Raw genomic sequence first — 7,387 nt, 5'->3', positions numbered from 1 at the left:
ATGCCGCTCACCGTCGGCGCCGGCCAGAAGCAGCTTTCTTATGTCGGCCACCTGGCGCACGCCGCCGCCGACGGTGAGCGGCATGAAACATTGCTCGGCGGTGCGGGCGACGACGTCGAAGATCGTCTCGCGGTTGTCGGACGAGGCGGTGATGTCGAGGAAGCAGAGCTCGTCGGCGCCGGCCGCGTCATAGGCCTTGGCCGCCTCGACCGGATCGCCGGCATCGACGAGGTCGACGAAGTTGACGCCCTTGACGACACGGCCGTTCTTGACGTCGAGGCAAGGAATGACGCGGGCCTTCAGCATCAGCTTCTCTCCATCGTCGCCAGCAGCTCGACCAGCAATTCGCCGACCAGCGGCGGCACCTCGCCCTTGGCATCGAAGGCCGGATCATAGGCCGAGATGGTGAGGCCGGCGATTGGCAGTGCGCCGGCCATGCCGCACATCGCCTGCCGCACCTGCTCGGGTCCAGGACCGCCGGGCGTGGCGAAGCGGTTGGCCTGCAATTCTTCCGGGTCGTGAACGTCGAGGTCGATATGCATATGGATCCGTTCGGCGCCGGCCTTCTTCAGCCTCTCCGCCGCGCCCGTCCAGTCCGGGCATTCGGAGCGGATGACCGGCAGTTTTTCCAGTTCCTCCCTTTCCGCCGTGTCGAGGTCGCGTGCATTGACGAGCACCGAGCGGGCCGGGTCGATCGGCTTGAAGCCGGGAATCTGCGCCGTCATCGGCCGCCAGCAAAGGCCAAGCACCGTCGCTAGCGCCATGCCGTCGAGGAATCCGGATGTGGAAGTGTCCGGCGTGTTGATGTCGCCATGCTGGTCGGCCCAGATGATGGCGTCGGCGCCTTCGCCGGCCACGGCGCCGGCGCTGGTCAGGCAGTTGCCGGCGAGCACGATGGGAAACCGCTCGTTGTCGAGCGCGATGCGAACCTCGCCCGACACGGCGTTGCAGACGGCGAAGCCGGTCGCGATCTCGCGCGCTTGCTCGTCGTCGCTGACCCTGCCGATGTCGTGGACGTCGATGTCGTGGCCGGCAAGCTTGAGCGCCTCGGCAAGGCCGCCGGCCATCAGCGCATCCGGACCCTGGCCGCAGCCGCCGTGATAGTGGCCGCTGTCATAGGACGCCAGGATGATCGACACCTTCACGGCCTTGCCTCCATCTCCTCGCCGCGCAGGACCGCCAGCGCCTCCGCCGGGTCGATTCGGCCGTCATAGAGCGCCCGGCCGGAGATCACGCCTTCGAGCCGCTGCGCGTCCGGCATGGTCATGCGCACGATATCGGCGATCGAGGCCAGGCCGCCCGAGGCGATCACCGGGATGGATACCGCTTCGGCAAGGTCGATGGTGGCGTCCCAGTTGATGCCGGTCAGCACGCCGTCGCGGTCGATGTCGGTGTAGATGATGGCGGCCACGCCCGCGCCTTCGAATTTCTTGGCCAGCTCGACGACGCCGAGGCTGGACGCTTCGGCCCAGCCCTCGACCGCGACCTTGCCGTCCTTGGCGTCGATGCCGACGGCGATCTTGCCCGGGAAGGCCTTGCAGGCCTGCTTGACGAGGTCTGGGTCACGCACCGCCACCGTGCCGAGGATGACGCGCGCCAGCCCCCGGTCGAGCCAATCCTCGATCTGCTCCAGTGTGCGGATGCCGCCGCCGAGCTGCACCGGATTCTTCGTCGCCTTGAGGATGGCGCCGACCGCCGCGCTGTTGACGCTCTGGCCCTTGAAGGCGCCGTTGAGGTCGACGACGTGCAGCCACTCGAAGCCCTGCTCCTCGAAGGCCCTGGCTTGGGCTGCGGGGTCATCGTTGTAGATCGTCGCCGTCGCCATGTCGCCATGCTTCAGGCGCACGCATTTGCCGTCCTTGAGATCGATGGCGGGAAACAGGATCATGGTCAGGCCCCTTCGACGATCACGAAATGGCCGGTCGAGGCGGCGAGCCTGAATTTCGAGGCCTCCTGGTATTCAGGCGATTCGTAGCAGGCAACCGCTGTTTCGTACGACTCGAACTCGACCACGACGTGGCGATTGCCCGTCGGCCCTTCCGGGTTGGTGTAGCGCCCGGCCCGGACGGGGAACTTCGCGCCATACTTGGCGAAGGCCCTGGCATTGGCCTCGATGTACTGCTTGTAGACATCGGGGTCGTGGACGTCGATCAGCGCGATCCAGTAGCCCTTCTTGTTCATCTAGGGTCTCCAGCGCAGGAAATTGGCGATCAGCGCCAGGCCCAGCGCCTGGCTTTTTTCGGGATGGAACTGCGTGCCGACGAGATTGTCGCGCGCAACAGCGGCCGTCACCGGCCCGCCATAGTCGGCGACGGCCAGCACCTCGTCCGGCTTCCTGGCCTCGAGATGATAGGAATGGACGAAATAGGCGTGCAACCCGTCGGCTCCGGTCGCGATGCCAGAAAATACCGGGTGATCGCGTCGAAGCTCGATCGTGTTCCAGCCGATCTGCGGGATTTTCAGCGCCGGATCGGCGGGCGTGATCTCCTTGACGTCGCCAGCGATCCAGCCGAAGCCCGTGGTGACGGTCTTTTCAAGCCCGCGTTCCGACATCAGCTGCATGCCGACGCAGATGCCGAGGAACGGCCGTCCCTTGCGAACAGCCACGTCCTCCACCGTTTCCCACATGCCGGCGACAGCCTTGAGGCCGGCCGCGCAGTCGGCATAGGCGCCGACGCCGGGCAGCACGATGCGGTCGGCGGTGCGGACCCGTTCAGCGTCGGCGGTGAGCTCGATTGTCGCGGCAATGCCCGCCTCGCGCGCCGCGCGCTCGAAAGCCTTGGTGGCCGAGCGCAGATTGCCCGACCCGTAGTCAATGATCGCGACCCGCATGTCAGGGCCTTCCCGGCGTATGGGTCAGCCCCAGAGCCATGCCGGTCTGCGTCGGCCGTGCCAGATTGGCGTCGGGCACGATGCGCGGGGCGGGCGGCTGCTCGTCTGGCGGCACGTCGGCCTCCAAAGCATGACGCGTCTCGGCGCCGTCCAGCCTGTCGGCTTCGACGACGCCCCATTCGTGCCAGCCGCGGCGGCGTAGCGCCGCGATGAGCAGCCCCTGTCCTTCGAGGCCGATATAGAGCGAGACCAGCAGCGACAGGGCCGAGCCCGCCCAGGCAAGTCCCAGCTTCTCGCCGAGCATCGACAGGATGGCCATGACGACGAAGGTCAGCGCCGCCTCGATCCACAGCCGGTGCCAGGCGAGCCACAGCGGTGAGAATAGGAACCCGAGCCAGGTGAAGCCGTCGCGCACGAAGGTCGTCTCATCGGCCTTTGCGCGGCCCGCCGGCGGCTCCATCACGACATAGATGGCCATCGCCTACCCCTTCAAAGAACCTTTGGTGGAAGGTACGGCGTCCGGCTGGCGCGGGTCGCGCTCGAGCGCGGAACGAAGCGCCCGCGCCACCGCCTTGAAGCAGGTCTCGGCGATGTGATGGTTGTTGGCGCCGTAGTGATTGGTCACGTGCAGCGTGACGCCCGCGTTCTGCGCCAGCGCCTGGAAGAATTCGCGCACCAGCTCGGTGTCGAACGTGCCGATCTTGGGCGACGAAAAGGTTACGTTCCAGATCAGGAACGGGCGGCCCGAGACGTCGATCGCCGCTCTGGTCAGTGTCTCGTCCATGGCGAGGTCGATCGAGGCATAGCGCATGATGCCGCGCCGCTCGCCGAGCGCCTTGGCCAGCGCCTGGCCGAGCGCTATGCCGGTATCCTCGACCGTGTGGTGGTCGTCGATGTGCAGGTCGCCCTTTGCCTTCACCGTCATGTCGATCAGCGAATGACGCGACAGCTGGTCGAGCATATGGTCGAAGAAGCCGACGCCCGTCGCAATGTCGGACTTGCCGGTGCCGTCGACATGGACCGACACCGAGATGTCGGTTTCCTTGGTCTTGCGGCTGGCTTCGGCGGAACGCGTCGGCATGATCTATCCTTGTCCAGGAGGTTCATGGCGTGCGGGAGCGCACAGGCCGCAAACGCCCATATGCTTGAAATCGAGAGCCTTCTAGCAGCATGATCCGGCGATTGCCAGTTGCCATTCCCATGGGGTATCGGGCGGGCCGGCATGTCGTTTGCAATCGCCCACCCCATGCATACATATGGCCGATCAAAGTCCCTCGTACCGCGCCAATCGCCTTATTGGGATGGCGCGAATCGGAGCAGAAAATGTCGAATGAACTGACCATGCATGCCACGACGATCGTGACAGTGCGCAAGGGCAGCAAGGTTGTGATCGCCGGCGACGGCCAGGTCAGCCTTGGCCAGACCATCATGAAGGGCAATGCCAGGAAGGTGCGCCGCATCGGCACGGGCGGCAAAGTCATTGCCGGTTTCGCCGGCGCCACCGCCGATGCCTTCACCCTTCTGGAGCGGCTCGAAGCCAAGCTCGAGCAATATCCCGACCAACTGACGCGCGCCTGCGTCGAGCTCGCCAAGGACTGGCGCACCGACCGCTACCTGCGCCGGCTGGAAGCCATGATGCTGGTCGCCGACAAGTCGGTTTCGCTGGCGCTGACCGGCACCGGCGACGTGCTCGAGCCCGAACATGGCGTCATGGCCATCGGCTCCGGCGGCAACTACGCGCTGGCTGCCGCCCGCGCGCTGATGGACACCGACAAGGACGCCGAGGAGATCGCCCGCAAGGCGATGCAGATCGCGGCCGACATTTGCGTCTATACCAACAGCAACTTCGTTGTCGAAACGCTCGATGCCGCCTGAGGCAATCGACCATGATCCCGAAAAGTGGGACCCGGTTTTCGGATAAGATCATGGTCCAACAAGAGCACGTTTACGATTTTCGGCCGGTGACCGAAAAAGACCTGCCGATGATCGCCGGCTGGCTGGCCGAGCCGCATGTCGCCGAATGGTGGGACGATCCGGAACAACAGATCGCCGAAATCCGCGAGCACATCGACTCGGTTTCGGTCGAGCCGCTGATCGTCGAACTCGACGGCCGGCCGATCGCCTACCTGCAGAGCTACGATCCGCATCTGGAGGACGATCATCCCTATGCCGACCAGCCGTTCGGCACGCTGGGTATCGACCTGTCGATCGGCCTGGCGCAGCTGGTCGGCGTCGGCCACGGCACGGCGATCGTGCGGCAGTTCGTCGAGCAGCTTTTCGAGGAAGGGGCGCCGCGCGTCATCATCGATCCGCATCCGCGGAACGCGCGCGCCATTCGCGCCTATGAGAAGGCGGGTTTCAGGCCGATCGGCCGCAGGCAGTCGCAATACGGGGATGTCGTGCTGATGGCCGTCGACGCGGCGCAAGGCGACACGGAAGAGGGGGACTGAACCAGATGAACGCATCCGGCGAGGACAAGACGCTTTCGGCCTATGAGGACAGCTGGCGCATGGGGCTTCTGCTCATGCTGGCTTTGCTGATCTTCCAGGCCGGCGCGCTTTACGGCATGGGCCATCCGCCGATCTGCACCTGCGGCTATGTCAAGCTGTGGCACGGGGTGGTGCAAAGCTCGGAGAACTCCCAGCACATCTCGGACTGGTACACGCCATCGCACATCATCCATGGCTTCCTGTTCTATGCGCTGGCGCGGTTCCTCTTTCCGCGTTCGCCGATCGGGCTGAGGCTCGCCTTCGCCGTCCTCATCGAGGGTGGCTGGGAGCTTCTGGAGAACAGCCCCTTCATCATCGAGCGTTACCGCGCCGGCACGATTTCGCTCGACTATTACGGCGACAGCATCATCAACTCGGTATCGGACACGTTGGCCATGGTGCTGGGATTTGTGATGGCGCGAAAGCTTCCTATATGGGTGGTCGTTGCCCTGGCCCTCATCTTCGAGCTCGGTACGGGCTACATCATCCGGGACAATCTGACGCTCAACGTGATCATGCTGCTGCATCCGTTCGAGTCCATCAAGCAGTGGCAAAGTGGAATTTAGTGACATGAGCACCTTCTCTCCCCGCGAAATCGTTTCGGAACTCGACCGCTTCATCATCGGCCAGAAGGACGCCAAGCGCGCCGTGGCCATTGCGCTCCGCAACCGCTGGCGCCGCCAGCAGCTGCAAGGCCAGATGCGCGAGGAGGTGATGCCGAAGAACATCCTGATGATTGGCCCGACCGGCGTCGGCAAGACCGAGATCTCGCGGCGCCTGGCCCGCCTCGCCGGCGCGCCATTCGTCAAGGTCGAGGCGACCAAGTTCACCGAGGTCGGCTATGTCGGCCGCGACGTTGAGCAGATCGTGCGCGACCTGGTCGAGGTTGCCATCGGCCTGGCGCGCGAGAAGATGCGCGAGGACGTCGCGGCGCGCGCCCAGATCAATGCCGAAGAACGCGTGCTGGAGGCCCTGGTCGGCAAGACGGCGAGCCCGTCGACGCGCGACTCCTTCCGCAAGAAGCTGCGCGACGGCGAGCTCGACGACAAGGAGATCGAGATCGAAGTCGCCGACACCGGCACCGGCGGCATGCCGGGCTTCGAGATCCCAGGCATGCCGGGCGGCAATATCGGCGTGCTCAACATCAACGACATGCTGTCGAAGGCGATGGGCGGCCGCAAGACCAAGAGCCGCAAGACCACGGTGCGCGATTCCTACGCGCTGCTGGTCAATGACGAGTCCGACAAATTACTCGACCAGGACGAGGTGATCCGCCGCGCTCTCGACGCCACTGAAAATGACGGCATCGTCTTCCTCGATGAGATCGACAAGATCGCGGCCAGGAGCGACATTTCGGGCGGGCCTTCGCGCGAAGGCGTGCAGCGCGACCTGCTGCCGCTGGTCGAAGGCACGACGGTGGCGACGAAGTACGGCCCGGTGAAGACCGACCATATCCTGTTCATCGCGTCGGGCGCCTTCCATGTGTCGAAGCCGTCCGATCTGTTGCCGGAACTGCAGGGCCGCCTGCCGATCCGCGTCGAGCTGCGCGCGCTGGAGAAGGAGGACTTCGTCCGCATCCTCACCGAGACCGAGGCGAGCCTGATCAAGCAGTACGTCGCGCTGATGAAGACGGAAGGGGTCGAACTGGCCTTCACCGACGACGCCATCGATTCGCTGGCCGGCATTGCCGTCGATCTCAACGCCAGCGTCGAGAATATCGGCGCAAGACGCCTGCAGACGGTGATGGAGCGGGTGCTGGACGAGATCTCCTACGACGCGCCGGACCGCAACGGTACGACCGTCACCATCGACTCCGCCTATGTGCAAAAGCATGTCGGCGACCTCTCGAGGAACACGGATTTGTCCAGATTCATCCTGTAAATGCATGTCGCCCAAAAGTGCGCAGCGGTTTTGGGACAACGATATGCATCAGCAAGGAACCCGATGCCGGGCAGGGTTCTGGCTTCGGGCGGGCCGGCAAGGCTTGTCCGGCACGGCGGGCGGGGTGTGGCCAAATGGAAGCATCTGGCCGGCTTTCGCCTTGGCGGGAGGCGGGCTTCTCTCGA

General features: G+C 64.9%; 11 protein-coding genes. 4 read left to right on the top strand and 7 right to left on the bottom strand.

From position 1 onward, the window contains the following. The 7 genes from EN745_RS25290 to hisB all read right to left on the bottom strand — a co-directional run. On the bottom strand, positions 1-309 hold a 309-nt coding region (locus tag EN745_RS25290; RefSeq protein WP_245487827.1), incomplete at its 3' end, for a HisA/HisF-related TIM barrel protein. Then, a complete protein-coding gene (locus EN745_RS25285; protein ID WP_126057105.1) occupies positions 306-1,145 on the bottom strand; it encodes an arginase family protein in 840 nt (279 codons plus the stop codon). The genes EN745_RS25290 and EN745_RS25285, both read right to left, overlap by 4 nt. Beyond that, complete coding sequence (gene hisA, locus EN745_RS25280; protein WP_127422526.1) at positions 1,142-1,888, bottom strand: 1-(5-phosphoribosyl)-5-[(5-phosphoribosylamino)methylideneamino]imidazole-4-carboxamide isomerase; 747 nt, start codon at positions 1,886-1,888, stop codon at positions 1,142-1,144. The genes EN745_RS25285 and hisA overlap by 4 nt, the downstream gene beginning before the upstream one ends. Before the next feature lie 2 nt (positions 1,889-1,890). Next, positions 1,891-2,181 (bottom strand): DUF1330 domain-containing protein, encoded by a 291-nt coding sequence (locus EN745_RS25275; protein ID WP_126057103.1) that lies wholly within the window; start codon positions 2,179-2,181, stop codon positions 1,891-1,893. Then, positions 2,182-2,832, bottom strand: a complete 651-nt coding sequence (gene hisH, locus EN745_RS25270; protein WP_127422525.1) for an imidazole glycerol phosphate synthase subunit HisH — start codon at positions 2,830-2,832, stop codon at positions 2,182-2,184. It lies immediately after the preceding gene. Between the two features lies 1 nt (position 2,833). Beyond that, entirely contained in the window at positions 2,834-3,310 is a 477-nt protein-coding gene (locus EN745_RS25265) for a DUF2628 domain-containing protein (RefSeq protein WP_127422524.1), read from the bottom strand. Positions 3,311-3,313: 3 nt separating this feature from the next. Beyond that, positions 3,314-3,913 (bottom strand): imidazoleglycerol-phosphate dehydratase HisB, encoded by a 600-nt coding sequence (gene hisB, locus EN745_RS25260; protein WP_127422523.1) that lies wholly within the window; start codon positions 3,911-3,913, stop codon positions 3,314-3,316. Between the two features lie 242 nt (positions 3,914-4,155). Between hisB and hslV the strand changes: the two genes are divergently transcribed. From hslV to hslU, 4 genes are read left to right on the top strand one after another with little or no spacing between them, the layout of a single operon-like run. Next, the gene (gene hslV, locus EN745_RS25255; protein WP_126057099.1) at positions 4,156-4,707 is read left to right on the top strand and encodes an ATP-dependent protease subunit HslV; all 552 of its coding nucleotides are present in this window, start codon (positions 4,156-4,158) and stop codon (positions 4,705-4,707) included. 50 nt (positions 4,708-4,757) lie between these two features. Continuing rightward, positions 4,758-5,282 carry a GNAT family N-acetyltransferase gene (locus tag EN745_RS25250; RefSeq protein ID WP_127422522.1) on the top strand — a complete coding sequence of 175 codons (525 nt, stop codon included), beginning with the start codon at positions 4,758-4,760 and terminating at the stop codon, positions 5,280-5,282. A 5-nt stretch (positions 5,283-5,287) separates the two neighbouring features. Then, positions 5,288-5,887: a DUF2585 domain-containing protein gene (locus tag EN745_RS25245; RefSeq protein ID WP_126057097.1), complete on the top strand. Its 600-nt coding sequence runs from the start codon at positions 5,288-5,290 to the stop codon at positions 5,885-5,887. A gap of 4 nt (positions 5,888-5,891) precedes the next feature. Continuing rightward, a complete protein-coding gene (gene hslU, locus EN745_RS25240; protein WP_126057096.1) occupies positions 5,892-7,202 on the top strand; it encodes an ATP-dependent protease ATPase subunit HslU in 1,311 nt (436 codons plus the stop codon). The last annotated feature ends 185 nt before the right edge of the window (positions 7,203-7,387 follow it).

Origin of the sequence: Mesorhizobium sp. M4A.F.Ca.ET.022.05.2.1, assembly GCF_003998845.1 — a bacterium.
In the GTDB taxonomy this organism is placed as follows: Bacteria; Pseudomonadota; Alphaproteobacteria; order Rhizobiales; family Rhizobiaceae; genus Mesorhizobium.
Note: the sequence above shows the minus strand (reverse complement) of the source record. Positions and strands in the feature narration are given on the sequence as shown.

Excerpts from the sequence above, each read along its gene's own strand:
- hisH (WP_127422525.1), bottom strand. The coding sequence starts at position 2,832 with ATGCGGGTCGCGATCATTGACTACGGGTCGGGCAATCTGCGCTCGGCC.
- hslU (WP_126057096.1), top strand. The coding sequence starts at position 5,892 with ATGAGCACCTTCTCTCCCCGCGAAATCGTTTCGGAACTCGACCGCTTC.
- EN745_RS25245 (WP_126057097.1), top strand. The coding sequence starts at position 5,288 with ATGAACGCATCCGGCGAGGACAAGACGCTTTCGGCCTATGAGGACAGC.
- hisB (WP_127422523.1), bottom strand. The coding sequence starts at position 3,913 with ATGCCGACGCGTTCCGCCGAAGCCAGCCGCAAGACCAAGGAAACCGAC.
- EN745_RS25275 (WP_126057103.1), bottom strand. The coding sequence starts at position 2,181 with ATGAACAAGAAGGGCTACTGGATCGCGCTGATCGACGTCCACGACCCC.
- EN745_RS25250 (WP_127422522.1), top strand. The coding sequence starts at position 4,758 with ATGGTCCAACAAGAGCACGTTTACGATTTTCGGCCGGTGACCGAAAAA.
- EN745_RS25265 (WP_127422524.1), bottom strand. The coding sequence starts at position 3,310 with ATGGCCATCTATGTCGTGATGGAGCCGCCGGCGGGCCGCGCAAAGGCC.
- hslV (WP_126057099.1), top strand. The coding sequence starts at position 4,156 with ATGTCGAATGAACTGACCATGCATGCCACGACGATCGTGACAGTGCGC.
- hisA (WP_127422526.1), bottom strand. The coding sequence starts at position 1,888 with ATGATCCTGTTTCCCGCCATCGATCTCAAGGACGGCAAATGCGTGCGC.